The 22,193-nt window shown below is 42.6% G+C and carries 14 protein-coding genes and 2 pseudogenes; 14 read left to right on the top strand and 2 right to left on the bottom strand.

Annotated elements, in window-relative coordinates; genetic code table 11:
- The first annotated feature begins 193 nt into the window (after positions 1-193).
- The 6 genes from uvrB to proB all read left to right on the top strand — a co-directional run bounded on the left by uvrB (position 194) and on the right by proB (position 8,201).
- Positions 194-2,215, top strand: coding sequence for an excinuclease ABC subunit UvrB (gene uvrB, locus AC5YCD_RS02660; protein WP_496128578.1), 2,022 nt, complete (start codon positions 194-196; stop codon positions 2,213-2,215).
- Positions 2,216-2,292: 77 nt separating this feature from the next.
- Complete coding sequence (locus AC5YCD_RS02655; RefSeq protein WP_496128577.1) at positions 2,293-2,829, top strand: lipocalin family protein; 537 nt, start codon at positions 2,293-2,295, stop codon at positions 2,827-2,829.
- A gap of 88 nt (positions 2,830-2,917) precedes the next feature.
- Positions 2,918-3,862 (top strand): EamA family transporter RarD, encoded by a 945-nt coding sequence (gene rarD, locus AC5YCD_RS02650; protein ID WP_496128576.1) that lies wholly within the window; start codon positions 2,918-2,920, stop codon positions 3,860-3,862.
- Between the two features lie 252 nt (positions 3,863-4,114).
- Positions 4,115-5,572 carry a glyceraldehyde-3-phosphate dehydrogenase gene (locus AC5YCD_RS02645; protein WP_496128575.1) on the top strand — a complete coding sequence of 486 codons (1,458 nt, stop codon included), beginning with the start codon at positions 4,115-4,117 and terminating at the stop codon, positions 5,570-5,572.
- A gap of 255 nt (positions 5,573-5,827) precedes the next feature.
- On the top strand, positions 5,828-7,042 hold the full coding sequence (cgtA, locus tag AC5YCD_RS02640) for an Obg family GTPase CgtA (protein WP_496128574.1): 1,215 nt from the start codon (positions 5,828-5,830) through the stop codon (positions 7,040-7,042).
- A 25-nt stretch (positions 7,043-7,067) separates the two neighbouring features.
- Complete coding sequence (gene proB, locus AC5YCD_RS02635) at positions 7,068-8,201, top strand: glutamate 5-kinase (protein ID WP_496128573.1); 1,134 nt, start codon at positions 7,068-7,070, stop codon at positions 8,199-8,201.
- A gap of 45 nt (positions 8,202-8,246) precedes the next feature.
- Here the strand turns inward: proB and AC5YCD_RS02630 are convergent.
- Positions 8,247-8,867: pseudogene (locus AC5YCD_RS02630) on the bottom strand (SIMPL domain-containing protein); the annotation flags it as partial.
- 540 nt (positions 8,868-9,407) lie between these two features.
- On the opposite strand from AC5YCD_RS02630, the gene AC5YCD_RS02625 reads away from it, so the two are divergent.
- From AC5YCD_RS02625 to AC5YCD_RS02590, 8 genes and pseudogenes are all read left to right on the top strand, one after another.
- Positions 9,408-10,781 (top strand): diaminobutyrate--2-oxoglutarate transaminase, encoded by a 1,374-nt coding sequence (locus tag AC5YCD_RS02625; RefSeq protein ID WP_496128572.1) that lies wholly within the window; start codon positions 9,408-9,410, stop codon positions 10,779-10,781.
- Between the two features lie 2 nt (positions 10,782-10,783).
- The gene (locus tag AC5YCD_RS02620; RefSeq protein ID WP_496128571.1) at positions 10,784-12,316 is read left to right on the top strand and encodes a pyridoxal phosphate-dependent decarboxylase family protein; all 1,533 of its coding nucleotides are present in this window, start codon (positions 10,784-10,786) and stop codon (positions 12,314-12,316) included.
- Positions 12,317-12,642: 326 nt separating this feature from the next.
- The gene (locus tag AC5YCD_RS02615) at positions 12,643-13,665 is read left to right on the top strand and encodes a substrate-binding domain-containing protein (RefSeq protein ID WP_496128569.1); all 1,023 of its coding nucleotides are present in this window, start codon (positions 12,643-12,645) and stop codon (positions 13,663-13,665) included.
- A 91-nt stretch (positions 13,666-13,756) separates the two neighbouring features.
- Complete coding sequence (pstC, locus tag AC5YCD_RS02610; RefSeq protein ID WP_496128568.1) at positions 13,757-15,136, top strand: phosphate ABC transporter permease subunit PstC; 1,380 nt, start codon at positions 13,757-13,759, stop codon at positions 15,134-15,136.
- A complete protein-coding gene (pstA, locus tag AC5YCD_RS02605) occupies positions 15,133-16,524 on the top strand; it encodes a phosphate ABC transporter permease PstA (RefSeq protein WP_496128567.1) in 1,392 nt (463 codons plus the stop codon). The genes pstC and pstA overlap by 4 nt, the downstream gene beginning before the upstream one ends.
- A gap of 126 nt (positions 16,525-16,650) precedes the next feature.
- A pseudogene (gene pstB, locus AC5YCD_RS02600) lies at positions 16,651-17,409 on the top strand (phosphate ABC transporter ATP-binding protein PstB); the annotation flags it as partial.
- A gap of 112 nt (positions 17,410-17,521) precedes the next feature.
- Positions 17,522-18,484 carry a protease SohB gene (gene sohB, locus AC5YCD_RS02595; RefSeq protein WP_496128566.1) on the top strand — a complete coding sequence of 321 codons (963 nt, stop codon included), beginning with the start codon at positions 17,522-17,524 and terminating at the stop codon, positions 18,482-18,484.
- Positions 18,485-18,606: 122 nt separating this feature from the next.
- Entirely contained in the window at positions 18,607-20,733 is a 2,127-nt protein-coding gene (locus tag AC5YCD_RS02590) for an Ig-like domain-containing protein (RefSeq protein WP_496128565.1), read from the top strand.
- 47 nt (positions 20,734-20,780) lie between these two features.
- Here AC5YCD_RS02590 and purB read toward each other — a convergent pair whose 3' ends face one another.
- Positions 20,781-22,169 (bottom strand): adenylosuccinate lyase, encoded by a 1,389-nt coding sequence (gene purB / locus AC5YCD_RS02585; protein WP_496128564.1) that lies wholly within the window; start codon positions 22,167-22,169, stop codon positions 20,781-20,783.
- Positions 22,170-22,193 lie beyond the last annotated feature (24 nt).

The raw sequence follows: 22,193 nt of genomic DNA, 5'->3' as shown, positions 1-22,193 counted from the left end.
CTTAAATTAAACTGCAAGTAAATTTTTCAAGCAATTTTTTCAGGCTTTTCAAGTGATAGCAGGGCGTTGATATTTTTTTAAATCATATTGTAGCGTTTGAGATTCCCGTCATTTAGATACATTGTTGACATTGAGTATTTCGAGTTGAGTCCCATACAATACACGCTTATCTTTATCATAGTCTTCTTGTCTTATGCATGAACGTCAGCCGTTTCAACTCGTTACCGATTATCAACCTGCGGGGGATCAGCCACAGGCCATTGCCAAGCTGGTGCAGGGCGTGCAACAAGGCATGCATGATCAGTTACTACTTGGTGTAACGGGTTCAGGTAAGACCTACACGATGGCCAATGTCATTGCGCAAACCCAGCGTCCGACCATTATTATGGCGCATAACAAAACTCTAGCCGCACAGTTGTATGGTGAATTTAAAGCATTTTTTCCACATAATGCTGTGGAGTATTTTGTCTCTTATTATGATTATTATCAGCCTGAAGCTTACGTCCCCTCTTCGGATACCTTTATTGAAAAAGATGCGGCCATTAATGATCATATTGATCAGATGCGTTTATCGGCCACACGGGCTTTATTAGAACGCCGTGATGCGATTATTGTGGCATCCGTTTCTGCCATTTATGGTTTGGGTGATCCTGAAGCCTATATGAGTATGTTGTTGCATATTGTGCAAGGCGACCGTGTGCATCGTGATGAGATTATTCGTCGTTTAGTGGAAATGCAATATACCCGCAATGAACTTGAGTTCTTACGTGCTACCTATCGTATTCGTGGCGAAATTATTGATATTTTCCCCGCCGAATCTGATCAACATGCCATTCGTATTGAACTGTTTGATGATGAAGTTGATTCGATCCGTTGGTTTGATCCACTCACGGGTAAAATGGTAAAAAAAGTACCGCGTGTCACCATTTACCCTAAAAGTCATTATGTAACACCACGTAACCATCTTGAGCGTGCTATCGGTACCATTAAAGAAGAACTCAAAGAAAGACTCGAATTCTTCCGTGCCCATGACAAATTATTAGAAGCGCAGCGGATTGAACAGCGCACGCGTTATGATCTTGAGATGATGCAGCAACTGGGCTATACCAATGGTATTGAAAACTACTCACGGCATTTATCTGGGCGTCCTGCAGGTGAAGCACCGCCTACGCTCTTTGATTATGTACCTGATGACGCCTTACTGATAATTGATGAGTCACATGTGACGGTGCCACAAATTGGCGCCATGTATAAAGGTGACCGTTCGCGTAAAGAAAACTTAGTCAATTATGGTTTCCGTTTGCCAAGTGCTTTAGACAACCGACCCATGAAGTTTGAAGAGTGGCAGCGTATTACCCCACAAACCATTTATGTGAGTGCCACACCAGCCAAATATGAGCTTGAAAAATCTGAGCAAGTGGCCGAGCAGGTGGTGCGCCCAACAGGACTGGTCGATCCTGAAATTGAGATTCGTCCCGTACTGACTCAAGTCGATGATGTGCTGTCAGAAATTAATTTGCGTAAAGATTCTGATGAGCGTGTCTTGGTCACCACCTTAACCAAACGTATGGCAGAAGATTTAACCTCCTATTTAAAGGAATATGGGGTAAAAGTCGCTTATTTACACTCCGATATTGATACTGTAGAGCGAGTGAAGATCATTCACGAACTACGTACGGGTGTATATGATGTTCTGGTAGGGATTAACCTACTGCGTGAAGGTTTAGACATGCCTGAGGTATCCTTAGTGGCCATTTTAGATGCCGATAAAGAAGGCTTTTTACGTTCGGAACGTTCCTTAATTCAAACCATTGGTCGTGCTGCACGTAATTTAAAAGGCAAAGCCATTTTATATGCCGACCGTATCACCGATTCGATGCAAAAAGCCATCGATGAAACGGATCGTCGTCGCCGTAAACAAATTGAGTTTAATGAATTGCATGGCATCACACCACGTAGTGCCAAACGTCAAGTGATTAAAGAAATTGATACCGGTGAAGTGTTAGATGACGATCAAATTGAAGAAAATATCTCTGCACAAGCCAAAGCCTTAAATGCCGACGAGCAGCATCTATTGGCCAATCCAAAAGTCTTGGCCAAACATATGGCGAAACTAGAAAAAGACATGCTTAAAGCCTCTAAAGAATTGCAATTTGAACAGGCCGCACGTTTAAGAGATGAAATCTTGCGTTTAAAAGCGCAGATGCTGCAATAACTCTTTACATAACGCCACAGTCTTGTGGCGTTATTTTTGTTTAAGGTAGAAGCATTGGGCAATAGGGATATTGAACTATGCAACAAGCACAATTAATGTGGGCTTTAATATTATGTCTTGTGGTCAGCAGCGCCAAAGCACAGCCTTTGCATGCGATTTCTGACTTGCAGCTCGATCGTTATTTGGGGGTGTGGTATGAAATTGCACGTAAACCCTTTGCAGCACAAAAGCATTGTGATCAGGCTGCACGTAGTATTTATACTTTAAATGAAAATGGTCAGATGGCCATTGAACAACGTTGTCTTACGCGGCAAGGACGTCACTATCAACAAGTGGCGGAAGGATTTATTGCCAATCCACCGTTTAATTCAAAATTTAAAGTCAGTTATTTACCTGAAGCAGTGCGTTGGATTCCTGTATGGCGTGGTGATTATTGGGTACTCAAAATTGATGAAGACTATCAAACGGTGTTAATTGGTGAACCCAAGCGCCAGTATCTATGGCTATTGGCCCGTGAACCTGTGCTCAGTCCTAAAATTACCCAGCATTATTTAAATTATGCGGAGCAGTTAGGTTATAACTTAGATGACTTAATTTATAGTCAACATAAATAAAAGCACTTTTCGGGCCTTAAACTTCGGTTTATACCTAGGCTTTGACTATAATAGCGCGCTATGGCTTGGGTCTTGGGGAGAATAAACGATGTATAAGGGCGTGATGTTGTCAGTATTGGCATCGTTTACCTTTGGGGTCTTGTATTTTTACACTGAATTTTTAAAACCACTGGATAGTGAACAAACCTTCGCATGGCGCATGTTATCTACCTTGCCATTTTTAACCTTATTTATGTGGTGGAGTGGCGACCTAAACCGCGTGGCAGAGATCTTTAAACGTCTACTCAAACAGCCCCAGCTGATTTTTTGGCTGATCTTAAGTTCTTTTTTATGTACCACACAATTGTGGTTGTTTTTATGGGGACCTATTAATGGTCGGGGCTTAGAAGTATCTTTGGGCTATTTCTTGTTGCCTTTAGTGATGGTGCTAGTGGGCTGTGTTTTGTATAAAGAAAAACTCAGTGCTTGGCAAATTGCTGCGGTGGTGTTGGCGGTCATGGGTGTGTCGCATGAAATTTGGCGTATGGGACAAATTGCATGGGAAACCGCTTATGTCGCAGTGGCTTATCCTTTATATTTCTTTCTACGCCGTGTCTTTAAAACTGACCACTTAGGCGGTTTTTGGTGGGACTTAGCCTGTGTGATTCCGGTTGCAATTTATTTGGCGGCTTTTCATAGCAATAGTTTTGCAGTAATTGCGGATTTTCCACATTTAATTTGGGCGGTGATTGGTCTTGGTTTCTTAAGCTGCTTGGGCTTGGGGAGTTATATGCTCGCGAGTCGTTATTTACCTTTTGTGATTTTTGGTTTGCTTAGCTACTTAGAACCTGTGCTGTTGGCATTTGCCTCGATGATGCTCGGTGAGCGTATTGGTGCAGACGAATGGTTGACCTATGTACCGATTTGGCTGGCAGTGATTTTATTGGTGATTGAGGGAACCTTACACGTGACTAAGCAACAACAAAAGCAGCGTGCTTTGGCAAAAAATGTAGCCGCTTTTGAAACTCGTTTAGAGGAAAAACCACCTCAATAAGCATCTTTTAAGTTTTGAATGATTAAGCAGCACTTAGAGCGCTGCTTAAATTTTACTGAAAAATAACGTTTTTTTGCTTTTTAATAGCAAAATCATAAAAATAATTACAACTATTTTGCAATTTTATACTGAATATAGCGCAAAATCAGGCAAGCACAGGCAGCTTTTGATTCAAACTTTGGCAGAATTCCATTACAATTGTCGGGTTTTGAAATTTATGCCTAGATATACAATTAATTAGAGGACGTATCTGTGAGCAAAGAGACTATCATCGCCCTACATGCAGAGCACCAAGGTCGCTGGAAAAACCGTGAAGAACTTGCGGAACAAATGATCGCGTTAATCGGTCAGTTATACCGTGAAAAAAACATCGTGGTTTCAGTATTCGGTCGTTCTTTAGTTAACCGTTCTGTGATCCAGATCTTAAAAGCACACCGTCGTACTCGCGTACTTGACGTTGAACTTTCTGTTGTTAATACGTTCCCAATCATTGAAGCATTGGCGAAGTTAGACAACATCGGTACAGCTGAAATTGATCTAGGTAAACTTGCTGTTGAATTTGCAGCGCAAGGCGGCGACGTGAATGCATTCGTTGCAAACGCAGTTAAAGCAGCTGAAGGTCGTCCAACTGCTGTAGAAGGCAAAGACGTTGTACTTTATGGTTTCGGTCGTATCGGTCGTATCCTTGCACGCTTGATGATCAGCCAATCTGGTCTTGGTCGTGGCTTAAACCTAAAAGCAATTGTGGTACGTAAAACTGCAGATGGCGATTTAGAAAAACGTGCGTCTTTATTACGCCGTGACTCAATCCATGGTCCATTTGCTGGCACAATTTCTGTAGATGAAGAAAACGAAGCAATTATTGCCAACGGTCAATTCATCAAAGTGATTTATGCGGGTAAACCATCTGAAGTAGATTACACAGCTTACGGTATCAACGATGCATTAATCATTGATAACACAGGTAAATGGCGTGATGCTGAAGGTCTTGCTCAGCACTTAGAATGCCCAGGCGCTGCTCGCGTGATCTTAACTGCACCTGGTAAAGGTGACATGAAGAACGTGGTATTTGGTGTGAACCAAGCAGACATCTTAGATGAAGACAAAATCATCTCTGCTGCAAGCTGCACCACTAACGCGATTACACCAACACTTAAAGTATTAGAAGACAAATACAAAGTGTTAAATGGTCACGTTGAAACAGTTCACTCGTTCACTAACGACCAGAACTTAATCGACAACTACCATAAAGCAGACCGTCGTGGCCGTGCTGCAACACTAAACATGGTGATTACAGAAACTGGCGCGGCGAAAGCAGTTGCGAAAGCACTTCCTGCACTTAAAGGTAAGTTAACAGGTAACTCTGTACGTGTTCCTACACCAAACGTATCTTTAGCGATTTTGAACTTAACTTTAGACAAAGAAGTGGATCGTGAAGAAGTGAATGAGTACATTCGCCAAATCTCAATCAATTCAAGCCTACAAGGTCAAATTGGTTATACCAACTCGACAGAAGTTGTATCATCTGACTTTATCGGTTCACGCACTGCAGGTGTATTTGATGCGCAAGCAACAATCACTTCAGGTAACCGTTTAACCGCTTATGTTTGGTACGATAACGAAGTGGGTTATAGCTGCCAAGTATTACGTATTGCTGAACAAATGGGCGGCGTAAGCTACCCTAAAATTCCTGCGGAACAAACTGCATAAGTTGTAAAGTAAGAATAAAAAAGCGTCTCAGTTGAGGCGCTTTTTTTATGTTGAAATCAATGACGAGGCTGGTGCTCTTTGCTAGCCACATGATTCAAGCAAACTGATGGGGTAAAATAGGGGCGTTTCGCTAGGCTTTCAGCACTTAAAAATTAACGAAATGCAAAATACCTGCATTCTGGCTTAAATCTATTCGAGAAATTCTTTAAAATATGGCAGAATAGGCGGTTTTAAAGTTTTTAGAGGATTGGCAATATGCGCTTTGTTGATGAAGCAGTCATTACCGTAGAGGCTGGCGACGGTGGCAATGGCGTAGCCAGTTTTCGCCGTGAAAAATTCGTACCATTTGGTGGTCCAGATGGTGGTGACGGTGGTCGTGGCGGTAATGTCATTATTCAAGCTGACGAAAACACCAGTACCCTCGTAGATTATCGTTATACCCGTCGATTCCGTGCCGAGCGCGGTAAAAACGGTCGTGGCGCAAACTGTGCTGGTCGCGGTGGTGAATCTGTAGTGCTTTATGTGCCAGTAGGCACGACCATTGTTGATACCGAATCTGGTGACATTATTGGCGACTTAGTACAAAGTGGTCAAAGCGTAATCGTGGCACAAGGTGGTGATGGTGGTTTAGGTAATACACACTTTAAATCATCGACTAACCGTTCTCCACGTAAATGTACGCATGGTTTTAAAGGCGAATTCCGTGAAATTCGTCTGGAATTAAAAGTATTGGCGGATGTTGGCTTACTGGGTATGCCAAATGCGGGTAAATCAACCTTTATCCGTGCGGTATCTGCAGCAAAACCAAAAGTGGCAGATTATCCATTTACCACCATGGTCCCTAACTTAGGTGTAGTAGATGCCGATAGTCATCGTTCATTTGTGATGGCGGATATTCCGGGTCTGATCGAAGGTGCATCAGACGGTGCAGGTCTTGGTATTCGTTTCCTAAAACACCTTGCACGTACCCGTATCTTATTACACATTGTAGATGTTCAACCAATTGATGGTTCTGATCCTGCTTATAACGCGAAAGCGATTTTAAATGAGCTTGAGAAATTCTCCCCAACGTTGTCGAAATTACCAATTGTATTGGTACTTAACAAAGTCGATCAATTGGCAAGTGATACCCGTGATGAATGGTGTGACCATTTACTTGCAGAAATGCAGTGGACAGGTCCTGTCTTTAAAACGTCAGGTCTAACCTTTGAAGGCACCAAAGACGTTGTGTACTACCTGATGGATCAAATCGAATCACAACGTGAACGTGAAGTTGAAGATCCTGATTATGCAGCCGAAATGAAAGCCTTCCGTGATCAGCTTGAAGCTGAAACACGTGAGCAAACCATTGCTGCGAAAGAAGCGTATCGCGAAATGCGTCGTCAACAACGTCTTGCTGGTATTTTGGGCGATGATGAAGATGACGAAGACGATGAAGATAATGATGTGGAAGTGTACTACGTACGCTAACTGGTAAAACAAGTCTGAGGACAAGATGATAGAAGTGGTAGATGGGCAACGTCAGCTCAAGGATTGCAAACGAATCGTTGTAAAAATCGGATCATCTTTACTCACAGCAAACGGGCAGGGTTTAGATCTAGATGCTATCTCGCATTGGGCGGGACAAATCGCAGATCTACACAATGCTGGACACGAAATTATTTTGGTGTCATCAGGTGCTGTGGCTGAAGGGATGGTGCGTATGAAGCTTGACAGCCGACCCACAGATTTACCGAGTCTTCAGGCCTGTGCCGCCATTGGTCAAATGGGTTTGATTCAAACCTGGTCGAGTGTTCTTGAACAACATGAAATTCGTAGCGCGCAAGTGCTATTGACCCATGATGACCTAGCTGATCGTCGTCGTTACCTTAATTCATGTGATGCCTTACAGCATTTGATTGATTGGCGTGTGATTCCGGTCATCAATGAAAATGACACCGTATCTACCGATGAAATTCGCTTTGGTGACAATGACACACTTGCTGCCATGGTTGCAGGTCAAGTGCATGCTGATTTGTTGATTATTTTAACCGATCAAGAAGGCATGTTTGACGCAGATCCGCGTTCTAACCCAAATGCCAAACTGTTTACTACAGTACGTGCGATGGATGAGAGTCTGTTTGATATGGCAGGCGGTGGCGGGAAGTTTGGTCGTGGTGGTATGCTGACCAAAGTTCGTGCTGCACGTTTAGCGGCTAAATCAGGTTGTCCAACTTTAATTGCCAGCGGTGATAGTGACGCAGTATTGTCACGTTTAATGGCGGGTGAAATGCTTGGCACATTATTTATTACCGATGATGATCGTGTCACGGCACATCAGCAATGGTTAGCCGCACATTTACAAACCGCAGGTCGTTTGGTGATTGATGATGGTGCCATTAAAGCCATTAAAGACAATCATCGTAGTTTATTGCCTGTTGGTGTCAAAGCTGTGGAAGGGCATTTTGAGCGCGGTGATGTGGTGGAATGTGTCGATGCCCAAGGCCATCGTATTGCAGTAGGACGGGTGAACTTTAGTTCGCGTTCGGCTGAAATTGTTAAAGGTTTAGCCTCAGATAAAGTCTACCAAGTGTTAGGTGAAGCACGCTCGCTAGAGATGATTCATCGTAACCATATGGCGATTTACTAATATCAATTTAAAAAAATCCCGCCTTCGAGCGGGATTTTTTATGCCTTATTTAAATTGAATACTGCCATTGGCACTCACGCTAATCTTAGATTCACCTGCGGCAACTGTTTGTTCAGGCACGCCATCACTCGAGGCTTTGGCCATCATTGCCATACGTGGCATGGGTGCGCCATAATTGTTGGTATTTATGTTTAAGCTCACCAATTGATAGCCTGTTTTTTGCCATGCTTTACGCATGGTGTCAGCACGTTGTTGAAAGTTTTTAGAAGCTTCTAAGATTAACTCATTCTCAACTTTTTGACGCAGTTGCTCAGAGACTGCAAAATTAATCGCGCCAGTTTGTAACTCGGATTGCAACTCGCTAATCAGTTGGCTCATGGCTTTAAAATCAGTACTTTGTAAACGTAGTTCACTGCGTCCACGCCACTCTTTTAATTTACGATTATCAGGATCATAAATTGGGTAAGTGCTTTGTGCACCAGTTTCAATATTGACATGCGGATATTTTTTGGCCTGTGCCAAAGCTAAATTCATGGCGCTATTGATTTGAGTGGCCAGTTGATTGGGTTGTTTATGGGATTTTTCCACATATAACACGGCATGCATTTCGTCATTAGCCACTTGACGTTCAGCCTCAGCTTGTAAATTTACCACATTATAATTGAGCGGTTCTGCATGCAAGGTCGCCAAAGGTAAGCTTGCCACAAGGCTAAAAATCACCCATTTTTTCATCATCATTTTTACCATCATCCATTTTCGTACTGCAGTGAATATTAAAATTGCTTTGAGGAAAATTATGGCGTAATTTGTGGTAAGAATGTAAAGATTTAAACTCATTATGCATCTTGGATTATTTTAATAAGATTTTATAAAACAAAAGCTTAAAGTGGTTGAGTCGGTCTTTTAACTCCCAATTGAGTCGCAAAAAAAATATTCATCCATCGCTAGGGATTTCTTTCAACTGTCATAATGTGAGATGATAATTTAAGTCGTTGATACATGTGATTGTTTTTTTTCATGCATCTAGTCACGATTAAAGACTAAAAGTTATTTATTTTTTTTTTAAAATCTGTATCATCCGCCCTCTAGTTAGCAATTGCATCACCATGCACAAAACTCTAACTAGAACCTATAAAGCACCGAGTCAAAGGACCAAAAGTCACCAGACTTATTTCTTTCAACCCATATCAGAGATGGTAATTCGATATGAGCGTTACTTCAGTAAATCCTGCCACCAATTCCACAAACGAATACTACTTGACTCGCCAAAGTCAGATGGAATCGAATGTGCGTAGTTATCCACGTAAACTTCCACTTGCGATAGCGAAAGCACAAGGTTGTTGGGTTACCGATGTTGAAGGTACACAGTACCTTGATTGTTTAGCTGGGGCGGGTACCTTGGCTTTGGGCCATAATCACCCTGCAGTGATTCAAAGTATTCAAGACACACTTGCAAGTGGTCTACCATTACATACTTTGGATTTAACCACACCTTTAAAAGATGCGTTTACTGAAGCGTTACTTGAGCAATTACCTGGTGGCAAAGAAGAATATTGCTTACAGTTCTGTGGTCCATCTGGTGCAGATGGTACAGAAGCGGCGATTAAACTTGCAAAAACCTTTACAGGTCGTAGTTCAGTGATTAGCTTCTCTGGCGGTTACCACGGTATGACACACGGTTCATTGGCAATGACAGGTAACTTGTCTGCAAAAAATGCTGTGAATGGTTTAATGCCGGGCGTTCAGTTTATGCCTTACCCACACGAATACCGTTGCCCATTGGGTCTTGGCGGTGAAGCGGGTGTAGATGCTTTAACTTACTTCTTTGAAAACTTCATTGAAGATGTTGAAAGCGGTGTAACTAAGCCAGCAGCTGTGATTCTTGAAGCGATTCAAGGTGAAGGCGGTGTGGTAACAGCACCAGTAAAATGGTTAAAGAAAATCCGTGAAGTGACTGAAAAGCACAACATTGTCCTTATTCTTGATGAAGTTCAAGCGGGCTTTGCACGTTCAGGTAAAATGTTTGCCTTTGAACATGCGGGTATCGAACCTGATGTTGTGGTGATGTCTAAAGCAGTAGGTGGTAGCTTACCACTTGCAGTACTTGGTATTAAACGTAAGTTTGATGCTTGGCAGCCAGCAGGTCACACGGGTACATTCCGTGGTAACCAATTGGCGATGGGTACAGGTCTTGCAACGATCAAAACCATTAAAGAGCAAAACTTGGCACAAAACGCGCAAGAGCGTGGTGATTATCTACAAGCTGAATTGAAAAAATTAGCAGCGGAATTCCCATGTATCGGTAACGTTCGTGGCCGTGGCTTAATGATCGGTGTTGAAATTGTAGACGAGCGTAAAGCTGCGGATCATATGGGTTCTTTACCTGCTGATTCTCAATTAGCTGCGGCAATTCAAACGGCTTGTTTCAATAACCAATTGTTGCTTGAAAAAGGCGGTCGTAACGGTACAGTAATCCGTTTACTTTGCCCATTGATCATCACTCAAGAAGAATGTGTTGAAGTGATTGTTCGCTTCAAGAAAGCTCTTGCTGAAGCTCTAGTTGCTGTTCGAGGCGCGTAATAATGGTTGATTTTGCAGAACATCGTAAAGCGTTGCTCTGTAATGATGCTGCATCTATTGCTGACTATACGTCGGCAATGGAACAAGCAACTCAAGCAGTTGCAGCATGGTTACAAGACGACAAAATGTACACGGGCGGTAGCATCAAAGAGCTACGTAGCGCGATTGCATTTAATCCTTCTAAAGAAGGCTTAGGTGTACAAAAGTCTCTTGATCGTATGGTTGAGCTTTTCTTAAATAAAAGCTTAAAAGTACATCACCCACACTCACTCGCGCATTTGCATTGTCCTACGATGGTAACAAGCCAAATCGCGGAAGTGCTGATTAACGCAACCAACCAATCTATGGACTCATGGGATCAAAGCCCAGCGGGTTCTTTGATGGAAGTTCAGCTGATTGACTGGCTACGTCAAAAAGTGGGTTATGGTGCAGGCCAAGCTGGTGTGTTCACTTCTGGCGGTACCCAGTCTAACCTGATGGGTGTGCTTCTTGCACGTGATGCATGTATCGCAAAAAACTGGAAAGACGAAAACGGCAATCCGTGGTCTGTTCAGCGTGATGGCGTGCCAGCGGAAGCAATGCGTAATGTTAAAGTCATCTGTTCTGAAAATGCGCATTTCTCTGTGCAAAAGAACATGGCGATGATGGGGATGGGCTTCCAATCGGTAGTGACTGTTCCTGTTGATGAAAACGCACGTATGGACATGGACGCACTTGAGAAAACCATGGCTCACCTTCAAGCAGAAGGCAAGATCGTGGCGTGTGTGGTTGCAACTGCGGGTACTACTGATGCTGGTGCGATTGATCCATTGCATAAAGTACGTGAAATCACCAACAAATATGGCGCGTGGATGCACATCGACGCAGCCTGGGGTGGTGCTTTAATTCTGTCGAATGATCACCGTGATATGTTGGCTGGAATCGAATTATCGGATTCGGTAACACTTGATTTCCATAAGCATTACTTCCAAACCATTTCTTGTGGCGCATTCTTGCTCAAAGATGAAGCGAACTATCGTTTCATGCATTATGAAGCAGAGTACTTAAACTCAGCGTATGATGAAGAGCATGGCGTACCTAACTTAGTGTCTAAGTCATTACAAACCACACGTCGTTTTGATGCGTTAAAATTGTGGATGACTGTTGAAGCATTGGGCGAAGAGCTTTATGGTTCAATGATCGACCACGGTGTGACTTTAACACGTGAAGTTGCAGATTATATTACTGCAACTGATGGTTTAGAAATGCTGGTAGATCCACAGTTTGCATCGGTATTATTCCGTGTAATTCCTGAGGGTTACCCAACAGAATTACTTGATACCTTAAACCAGAACGTTGCAGATGAGCTATTTGCTCGTGGTGAAGCCAATATTGGTGTGACTAAAGTTGGTCAAGTTCAATCGCTGAAAATGACGACTTTAAGCCCTGTTGCAACTTTAGACAACGTGAAAAACTTGCTTGCACTTGTGCTTAGCGAAGCTGATCGTATCAAAGGCCCAATCGCAGATGGCACTTATACACCACCAATTGACTAAATCTTAAGATTGAAGCAATGAAAAAAAGCACCCCGTGGGGTGCTTTTTTTATGTCACAAGCTAAGTTGAAGTCATATATTTATTTCATATTTTTAAAGAGATAAGGGGTTAAATTTGCTAAGATAAATATATAAGATATTGTAAATAAAGATAAATTATCTAAAATTTTAAATATTAAAGCATAACGCTGAAAGTTAAATATCATCAAAGCGTCATCTACTTGTCACTTATCTGTCATATTTTAAAATCAAAATGCTTCTATCGAAAAAAGTACACAACTTAACAATTCTAGTGCTGTACTTTCGGGCTAATCAAGAGAGATGAGAATGCGCTTAACTCACATTGCTATCGCACTGGCAGCAGGTACTTTGGCAGCAACGACTGCCAATGCAGCACGAGACACAATTCAAATTGCTGGTTCTTCAACAGTTTTGCCATATTCAAGTATTGTGGCAGAAGAGTTTGGACATACCTTTCCCCAGTTTAAAGCCCCTGTAGTGGGTTCTGGTGGTTCATCAGGTGGTTTAAAGCAATTTTGTAATGGTGTTGGTGACAATACTATTGATATTGCGAACTCATCGCGCAAAATTAAAGACACTGAGCTTGCGAGCTGTAAACAAGCTGGTGTAAATCAAGTTTTAGAAATTAAAATTGGTTATGACGGCATTGTCTTTGCCTCAAATTCTAAAAAAAGTGAATATAAATTAAAGCCTTATCATGTGTTTGCTGCACTAGCTGCTGAGTTGCCATCTAAAGGTAAGATGGTGGCGAACCCGTATACACATTGGAACCAAATTGATAAAACTTTACCAAATGAACCGATTACCTTGGTAATTCCGGCATCGAATCATGGTACGCGTGAAGTGTTCCAAGAAAAGATGGTTGATGCAGGCTGTAACGCCTATGCTGCAATCAAGTCTTTAGACAAAGATGCACATAAAAAAGCGTGTACGACCTTCCGTAAAGATGGACGTGTGGTTGAGATTTCAGGTGACTATACTGAAACTTTAGCACGTTTAACGACATCACCAAGCGCTGTAGGTGTATTTGGTTTAGGTTTCTATGATCAAAACCGTGACAAGCTACGTGTAGCAACAGTAAATAATGTGGTACCGTCTGAAAAGACCATTTTAAATGGCGCTTATGCAGTATCACGTCCACTTTACTTTTATGTGAAGGGTGAACACTTAAAGTCGATTCAAGGCTTAAGTCAATTTACTGAATACTTCTTAAATGCCAAAGTATCAGGCAAAGGTTCAAAGCTTGAAAAAGCAGGTTTAATTGCTTTGTCGGATGCAGAGCGTGCTCAAATCTTGGCTAACTTTAAAGCTGGTCAAGCAGTGCAATAATTGATATCACAAAACCGCCAAGTCGCCTCAAAGCGTACTTGGCTTTTTTGCAATCTTTTTTCAAGTCATTGAAAAAAATGCTGGAGAAGACATGAATCTGCTGCTTATAGGCGTATTACTAGCTTTGATTGCCATTGCTTATCAAATTGGTTTACGCAAAAGTCGTCATTTAGCAGGTCAAGGCAATAACTCGGCGATGCTACATTCTCGCCCAGGTTATTACGGGGCATTGGTGGCCTTATGGTGTGGTATCCCTGCGATCATCATTTTATTGCTATGGAACCTCATTGAACCGAGTATTTTACGCCATGTGGTGTTAAACAATGTACCTGCTGATATTGCTGCAGGTTTAGATCCAGCAGGCATGAGCGTGTTGATGGATCGCGTACAAGCCATTGCTTCAGGCTTTGGGGTAAGTAATCAAGCGGCAAGTTATGAATTGGCCGCGGCAGCACAACTGGCAAAAATGGCCAGCATTGCCACCTTTGCCAAATGTGCAGTGGTGTTAACTGCGGCAATTGCTGGTTTATTAATCGCTAAAAAACGTTTAAGCCAGCACTACCGTGCCCGTAATCAAGTTGAAAAAGTGGTCAATATTGCACTCGCACTGTGTTCTGGTGTTGCAATCCTAACCACCATTGGCATTGTCATGTCAATGTTCAGCGAAGCGATGCGCTTTTTTAGCTTTGTTAGTCCTTTCGACTTTTTCTTTGGTACTCAGTGGAACCCAGGTTTTAGTACCTCAGGTTCAGCTGATGGTCAATATGGTCTCTTGCCACTGTTATGGGGCACACTGATGGTCAGTGGTATTGCACTATTAGTTGCTGTACCTGTTGGCCTCATGATTGCAATTTATTTAGCCGAATATGCTTCACCACAATTTCGATCTTGGGCCAAACCTGCCATTGAAGTGTTAGCGGGTATCCCAACCATCGTTTATGGTGTGTTTGCTTTAGTGGTGATGGGCCCATTTATTAAAGCTATAGGGGCAAGTATTGGTTTAGAAATTAATGCCACCAGTGCTTTAACCGCAGGTTTTGTAATGGGGATTATGATCATCCCATTTGTCTCATCCCTCTCAGATGACATTATTACCCAAGTGCCGCGTGCACTGCGTGATGGTTCTTTAGGCTTAGGTGCCACCAAATCGGAAACGATTCGTCAAGTGGTATTGCCGGCAGCTTTACCGGGTATTATTGGGGCATTTTTATTGGCAGCCTCACGTGCCATTGGCGAAACCATGATTGTGGTGTTAGCCGCAGGTAATAGCCCATTATTGCATGCCAATCCTTTAGAAGCGATCTCGACCGTTACTATTACCATTGTCAACCAGTTGACTGGCGATACTGATTTTGCCAGCCCACAAGCACTCGTCGCTTTTGCCTTAGGTTTAACTTTATTTGTGATTACCTTAGGTCTCAACATCATTGCACTGTATATCGTGCGTAAATATCGCGAGCAATACGAATGAGTACATCAAATCCATCCACCACTGTGCCTGAGTTTGATGCTAAGGCCGCGGCAGGTGCCCGTGAACAACGTAAGCTTAAAATTGCCAGTTCACTTGCTAAACGCCATCGTAAAGAAAAAATCTTTAAAGCTTCAGGCTTTATGGCGGTCATGGCTGGTCTGTTCTTTGTTGCGTTGCTATTTAGTAGCATTTTAGCCAAAGGTTTGCCTGCATTTTGGCAAACCAGCATGACTTTACCAATCACCTTTGATCGTCAAGTGATTGATGCTGGACCTAAACCAACCGCAGCTGCAGGTGAAACACCGGCACAATATGAGCAGCGTTATATTGCATGGCAAACCCAAATGGGCATGGTGGATTGGGATGCTTTAATCGTCAATGCGATGATTGCTAAAGATCCAAGTTTAACCAATTATCGTGATCAATTGTCGAGTCTGTATACCAGTTCAGAAGCCTATCGCATTCGTGACATGGTGTTTAAAGATCCAAGCTTAATTGGGCAAACCAAAGAGATTAATTTACTGGCTGATGCCAATGTAGATGTTTGGTTGGCTGGTAACATTGATCGTTCATTACCTGATGCGCAGCAACAATTAAGCCCTGAGCTACGCCAATTGGCCGATGATTTAAAAGCCAAAGGTGTGCTTGAGAGCAGCTTTAATACCAACATCTTCTATAGTGCGGACTCACGCAGTTCACCTGCAACCTCAGGTTTAGCAGGTGCCTTTATGGGCTCGCTATTTATGATGTTAATCGTGATTTTTATCTCGATTCCAATTGGTGTGGCATCTGCCATTTATTTAGAAGAATTCGCACCTAAAAATGTTTTGACAGATATTATTGAAGTCAATATTAACAACCTAGCCGCTGTACCTTCTATTGTCTTTGGTTTACTGGGTGCTGCGATCTTTATTGGTTGGATGCATTTGCCGCTGTCAGCGCCATTTGTGGGTGGTTTAGTGTTAAGTTTAATGACCTTGCCTACGGTGATTATTACCACACGTGCTTCATTAAAAGCGGTGCCACCATCGATTCGTCAAGCGGCTTTAGGTCTTGGTGCATCGAAAGTCCAAACCGTATTTCACCATGTCTTACCGCTGGCGCTACCTGGTATCTTAACTGGTGCTATTATTGGTGTTGCACAAGCATTAGGTGAAACAGCACCACTCCTTTTAATTGGTATGAGCGCCTTTGTTGCAAGTGTGCCTGCTACTCCATTTGATCAATCCACCGCATTGCCAGTTCAAATTTTCTTATGGCAAGGCAATGAATTACGTAATTTCTTTGAAGGGCGTACCGCTGCGGCGATCATTGTATTATTGGCCCTGATGCTCAGCCTAAATGCTTTTGCGATCTGGTTACGTAAAAAATTCGAAGTGCGTTGGTAATTGAGGATAAAATTGATGAATACTGTATTGGATAATGTGAATCCTGTGACTGAACAGCAAACGACGTCGCCACACCACGCCTTTCAAGTGCATGCTACACCTGCGACACAAGCAGAACAGGCAGCCAAAAATGTCAAACTCAGTGCATCTGATGTACATGTTTATTATGGCGAAACTGAAGCAATTAAAGGCATTGACTTAAGCATTTATGAAAATGAAGTGATTGCCTTTATTGGCCCATCGGGCTGTGGTAAATCAACCTTTTTACGTACCTTAAACCGTATGAATGATACCATTGATAGTTGCCGTGTGACAGGTAAGGTCATGCTCGACAATCAAGACATTTATGATCCTAATTTGGATGTGGTGTTGTTGCGTGCTCAAGTGGGTATGGTGTTCCAAAAGCCTAACCCGTTTCCAAAGTCGATCTTTGATAACGTCGCCTATGGTCCTAAATTACATGGTTTAGCACGTGATAAATACGATCTAGAAGAAATCGTCGAAAGCAGTCTACGTAAAGCCGGCCTTTGGGATGAAGTCAAAGATCGTCTCAATCAGCCGGGAACAGGCTTATCAGGTGGTCAGCAACAGCGTTTATGTATTGCACGTACTATTGCGGTTTCTCCTGAAGTGATCTTAATGGATGAACCATGTTCGGCACTCGATCCAATTGCGACAGCGAAAGTAGAAGAGTTAATTTCTGAACTCTCTAACCAATATACCATTGCTATTGTAACGCACTCGATGCAACAAGCAGCGCGTGTCTCAGATCGTACGGCTTACTTCCATTTGGGTGATTTAATTGAAGTGAACTCAACTGAAAAAGTCTTTACTCAGCCTGATCATCAGTTAACAGAAGCGTATATCACTGGACGTTTTGGTTAAAAGCTGCGTGATCAAAAAGAGCCTACGGGCTCTTTTTTATTTGTAAAAAACATTGAATTTTGTTTAATTTGACCTCATGTTCTTAAGGAACAAAAAATTATACGAGAGATGTATGCTATTTCATGTACCTAAGGTTCCTGCCGAAATTTCCATTAGCCACTTAAATGCGCGTGTTAATCAACAACGTAAAAAAATTGCGCAAATGACGGCATCTAAATTGGAACTATTACAGTTTAATCAGCAGCTCTCTAAAGAAGCGCGTGCGCGTAAAAAGAACAATGAAAAAGTCTATGTCCTTGATTTTAGTGGTGACACAGCAGCCTCAGCAGTAGAAAGTTTACGTGAAGAAATTACCTTAATTTTAGCGACAGCAGAAGCTGGACGTGATCGCGTGGTATTGCGTTTAGAAAGCCCAGGCGGAATGGTGCATGGTTATGGTTTAGCAGCAGCACAATTGGTGCGTTTACGTGAAGCAGGTTTTCATTTGACCATTTGCGTAGATAAAGTCGCGGCCAGTGGTGGTTATATGATGGCCTGTATTGCCAATCAAATTATCTCTGCACCGTTTGCGGTGGTGGGTTCGATTGGGGTCGTCGCACAAGTGCCGAACTTTAACCGGTTACTCAAAGAGCACAATATTGATTTTGAACTGTATACCGCAGGCGAGTATAAACGTACTGTCACCATGTTTGGCGAAAACACGCAAGAGGGTAAAGCTAAATTTGAACAAGAGTTACAACAAACGCATGCTCTGTTTAAACACTTTGTTGAGAAGTATCGTAATCAGCTCAATGTAGAACAGGTAGCAACTGGTGAACATTGGTATGGGCAGGATGCTTTAGATTTAAAATTGGTGGATGAATTAAAAACCTCTGATGAATATTTACTCAGCTTACTCGATCAACATGATGTGTATTGTATTCATACCCGTAAAAAACCAACCCTAGGGGAAAAGCTGGGCTTGCAAGCAGCACAGATGGCTCAAGGTTTGGTGCCAAGTGTGGTCAACAAGGTACTAGAGACCTTATCTCAAGCGAATAGTCATTTGGTTCAGCTGCGTGATCCTAAGCTTTAAAGCCTCGATACATAAAAAAACCAGCATGTTGCTGGTTTTTTTGTTTTAAGCGTTGTCGGGTTTTTAGGCTTTTGTTAAGTTAGAGCCTTTAGCATGATGCTATTGAAAATTTTGAGGACTCTATGGCGATTATCGTCGTTTTAAATAAAGAAAACTTAGCCACCTTACATAATACTGATACTCAATTGGTGGCACTGAATCAAGCATCCATCATCCAAATTAGTCATAGCCGCGATGATATTGCCAGTATTGTACGTGCAGGCAACAAACTGATTGTGACTTTAAATAATGGCGAAAAAATTACCCTTGAGCAGTTCTTTCATGCTGATGGCTCAACGCCACACAGCCTAGTATTCCCTAATCAAGATGGACAATTTGATCTGGTTGAATTTGATGGCAAAGGAAAAGTGATTCAGTATAACCCGATTCAACATTTAACCGAATTGGCCAGCAGTCAAACGTGGGTGAATACTCAACCCACCACGGTTGTGGCTGAAGAGCCCGTGGCCAATCCAGCATGGTATGAAAAATCGTGGGTCAAACCTGCCTTGGTGGTACTGGGTATTGAAGCAATCTACTTAACTGCATTTAAAAATGATGATGACAGTGATCGACCTAAAGATATTACCGCGCCTGCCACCCCAACAGCGACAATTGATGCTGCAGGAAAAGTCATTAGCGGTAAAACCGAAGCCAAAGCCAAAGTTTATGTGGTAGATCTACAAAATAATATTATTGGTGAAGCCACTGCCGATGCCAATGGCAACTACAGTATTCAATTAAAACGTGATGTCACCGATGGTGAACGCGTTGGTATTTATGCTAAAGATGCTGCCGGCAATCAATCCAGTCTTGTGGCTGTGACTGGCAGCAAAGACACCATTGCACCCAAAGCACCAGAAGCCCAATTTAATGAGGCAGGTAGTATCGTGTCGGGACGTGCTGAGGCTGGCAGTAAAGTCAATCTTTACACTGCGGATGGAAAGACTTTATTGGCAGGTCCAGTCACCGCTGGCTCAGATGGGTCATTCTCTTTAAGCATAACGCCAGCTTTAGCAAAAGATACGCAGGCGAAAGTCATTGCCCAAGATGCAGCGGGTAATCAATCACCACAAAGTACTGTGATTGTGGGACAAGATACTTTAGCACCGGCTGTAGCAAAGCTTGAAGTGAATAGCGTAGGTAACCAAGTGAAAGGCTATGCAGAAGCCAATAGCCGCATTGAGATTCATAATGACAAAGGCCAAGTGCTGGCGAGTACGAGTGCCAATAGTCAAGGCTATTTTGAGCTCAATCTTAATCCAGCCCTAACTGATCAAAGCAGCACGACGCTTGTGGTCAAAGACGCTGCTGGCAATGGCAGTGATGCTATTACTTTGAAACCAAGCCTTGATACCTTAGCGCCTGAAGCAGTAAAAGCCAGTATTAACGCAGAAGGTACAATCGTGACAGGTACTGCAGAGCCAAACAGCAAAATTAAAATTACCATCGTCAGTAATGGCCAAGAAACTACAATCGGTTCAGCGCAAGCCGACAGTGAAGGTAAATTTAGTATTACGCTCAATACTCCATTGCTGAATAATAGTAGCGCCAATGTCTATGCAACTGATGCTGCCAATAATCAGTCACTTGCCACGCAAGTGATTGGCCGCAAAGATACCATTGCACCGGCCAAGGTAAGTTTAACTACCTTAATTGTGGCAGATGATATAGGGGAGCAAAAAGGTAATATCAGCCAAAATACGCAAACTGACGATGCACGTCCACAGTTTAGCGGACGCGGTGAAGCCAATGCCACTTTAACCATTTATGATCATGGTATTGCCATTACCACAGTCAAAGTAAAAACGGATGGCACATGGACCTATACCCCTGATTTCGATCTAAGTTTAGGTGCACATAGCTTTACTTTTAGTCAGATGGATGCCAGTGGCAACACCAGTGCCATGAGTGATACTTTTAAATTTAGCGTGATTGAAGTAGCCGTGCCTGAGGTTGAGGAAACTGAAGAGGACACAGTCAGTGTCAGCTTGGCGATAGATGAAAGTTTGGCTTTTAATACAGCCCATACACTGGCGCAAGGCTTGCTTTTAGATGAAAACCAGAATGATACGGTTGAACCGATTCTAGCAGCCTTATTGGGTGAGCAAACAGCTGTGATGACAGCTGAAGTAGCGATTGAGCCTGTGCTGATCAGCACAACATGGCAACAAGATGACAGTTTGTTACAAGCGCAAAGTTATATTTGACACATCAAAAAAGCGGCGTTTAAACGCCGCTTTTTTAAGATCATAGATTAAATTTTAGCAATTAAAGCTTGAATTTGTTTGGCTTGATCCGCTGCATTACCGGTATAGGTTGCAGGTGTCATTTCGGCTAAACGGGCACGATCTTCAGCAGGAACTGCTTGTAATTCATCGCCGTTTACAAAGCTCACCATCATGTCACGTGTCATTGCTTGACCACGCGTCAGCGCTTTTAGTTTCTCGTATGGTTTTTCAACTGCATAACGACGCATTACAGTTTGAATTGGTTCAGCCAATACTTCTTGAGCATTATCTAGATCTTCTAAAATACGGTCAGCATTGAGTTCAAGTTTAGCAATACCTTTAGAGCAAGCTTCAAACGCGATTAAGCTTTGTGCAAAACCAACACCCATGTTACGAAGAACAGTTGAGTCGGTTAAGTCACGCTGCCAGCGCGATACAGGAAGTTTCTCACCAAGGTGCGCAAGCACTGCATTGGCAATACCTAAGTTACCTTCAGAGTTTTCAAAGTCAATTGGATTGACTTTATGCGGCATAGTAGACGAACCGACTTCGCCTTCTTTTAAACGTTGTTTGAAGAAGCCTAAAGAGATGTAGCCCCAAACGTCACGGTTAAAGTCGATTAAGATAGTATTAAAACGACGTAACGCGTCAAAAAGTTCCGCCATGTAGTCATGTGGCTCAATTTGCGTGGTGTACGGGTTAAATTCTAAACCTAAAGACTCTACAAATGCTTGCGAATGTGCAGGCCAGTTGATGTCTGGGTAAGCAGAATAGTGTGCGTTGTAGTTACCAACAGCACCATTAATTTTGCCTAGAAGTTCAACATTTTTAAATTGTTTGATTTGACGTGCAAGACGGTAAGCCACGTTCGCCATTTCTTTACCCAATGTGGTTGGGCTTGCTGTTTGACCATGGGTGCGTGACAACATCGGTTGTTCTGCATGTTTTTCAGCAAGTTCAACAATCGCATCAATGATTTGTTGCATCGCTGCAAGCAATACTTCACGACCATTTTTAAGCATTAAGGCGTGAGACAAGTTGTTGATGTCTTCAGAAGTACATGCAAAGTGAATGAATTCACCCGCATTCTTTAACTCTTCAATATCAGCGATTTGTTCTTTTAAGAAATATTCAACCGCTTTCACATCGTGGTTAGTGGTACGTTCAATTTCTTTAATGCGGTTGGCATTCTCTTCTGAGAAATTTGCCACGATTGCATCCAGTGCAGCATTTGTTTCGTTAGAAAACGCTGGAACTTCCGTAATTTCTGGACGGTTCGCAAGCGCTTGTAACCAACGCACTTCAACAGTCACACGAGCATGGATTAAACCAAACTCAGAAAGAAAAGGACGTAGAGCATCACATTTGCTCGCATAGCGTCCATCTAATGGAGAAAGTGCAGTTAAAGCGTTCATAGCAATTCCTTAAACTTTGGAATG

It is taken from the genome of Acinetobacter sp. CY05, assembly GCF_059515805.1.
Note: the sequence above shows the minus strand (reverse complement) of the source record. Positions and strands in the feature narration are given on the sequence as shown.